This is a genomic window from Mesorhizobium sp. M2A.F.Ca.ET.042.01.1.1 (assembly GCF_003997405.1).
Lineage (GTDB): Bacteria > Pseudomonadota > Alphaproteobacteria > Rhizobiales > Rhizobiaceae > Mesorhizobium.
This window is the reverse complement of the sequence record NZ_RZRX01000557.1, coordinates 1-1314: the sequence shown is the minus strand read 5'-3', so window position 1 is coordinate 1314 and position 1314 is coordinate 1. Positions and strand designations below refer to the sequence as shown.

Annotated in this window: 1 protein-coding gene and 1 pseudogene; one reads left to right on the top strand and one right to left on the bottom strand. The window is 60.7% G+C overall.

The window, feature by feature from the left end; translation table 11 throughout:
• A pseudogene (locus EOA23_RS34795) lies at positions 1–323 on the top strand (hypothetical protein); the annotation flags it as partial.
• A 160-nt stretch (positions 324–483) separates the two neighbouring features.
• Here the strand turns inward: EOA23_RS34795 and EOA23_RS34790 are convergent.
• The coding region (locus EOA23_RS34790; RefSeq protein WP_127307324.1) for a plasmid partitioning protein RepB C-terminal domain-containing protein at positions 484–1314 on the bottom strand (831 nt) is incomplete at its 5' end.

The window sequence follows — 1314 nt, the reverse complement described above, 5'->3', positions numbered from 1 at the left end:
CTGTAGGCGCGGTCGGCGGCGCTGTGGTGGGCGGAGCCGCCGGCGGCATCGTCGGGGCGCTGACGGAGTCCGGTGTTTCGGAACGTGATGCACATGTCTATGCCGAGGGCGTGCGCCGCGGCGGCAGCCTGGTGACGGCCAGAGTGGATGATCGGCTCACCGGCGAAGCTGAGCGCATTCTGCGCGGGGAGCGTTCGGTCAACCTCGACGAGAGGCGCAGCGCTTATGAAGCCGGTGGCTGGACAGGGTTCGACGCCACCGCAGAGCCCTATGATGACATCGAGGCCGAACGCGACCGCGTTCGTCGAACCACACCGCTCTAAGGAATGCGGCCCCGTCGAACTCTCGACGGGGCCTTTTCCTTGCCGGGCGTCACGCACCCGCTTGGATCGATGCAGGCGGATCAGACCCCCGCGCCTGATCATGGACAGGAACAATCGAGCAGAACCGCAGTTTGAGCGTACACAATGGCTCGAACCACTTTCAATCGATCGACAAGCTGTGAAACTCCTCAAATTGGTCTGGGAAGTTGTGTGCGAGGTAGCGCACCACCTTGGAATTATCCATCAGACGCTCAAAATAACGGCTAGCTGCCACCAGTTCCAGGCTCGCGGAGCCACGCCGTTCCACTGCCCTCAGAAACTCACTGCTTAGCCTGCCAAGTTCTGGCGTCATCGCGCCGAGTTGATCTTCAGACACGTTGGCTATCGTCGTTGGATCGAAACCCTCCGCCAGCAGAGGGCGCGGCGTAAAGGCGATAAGGATCTTTGCGTATGTGAATGTAACCCGCTCCATGGCGACCATCAGTCGGGCAATTTCCATTTGCCTAGCCGGGAGCACATGCCGCAGCAGACCGAAGATCTTCACTTTCACAAAGCAGTCCTGGAGGAAAGCGAGGACGTCCGGGCAAATCCCGCTGACAAGTTGCCGGCCTGCGCTGCTGCCTGCGGGCGACATGCCGGCATGCTTTGCTGTTGCCGCCTCTGACGTAGCGTCGTGTAACCTCTGCACCAGGCAGTTTGGGATGGTGGCAAACCCCTCGGACATGAGCAACGAGAGAAACTCTTTGTCATTCATTATCACGCGAAGCGCTTCGGCCAGACGGACCAGGCAGCGTTCCGCTTCTTCGGTTTCTCGTATGAAATCGCGCTTGCGTCTGCACGCCGCCTTGTAGGCCGGCAACAGCCTGGGCGCGAAGAGCTTCTCCTTCGACCCAGGTTGATCGGCAGCAATTTCGCGGGCGTGTCTCTGGGCGCTGCCGTGCAAAGCCTTGTAGGCAGCTTCGCGGGTCAAACGACGCTTCACCTGCACCAT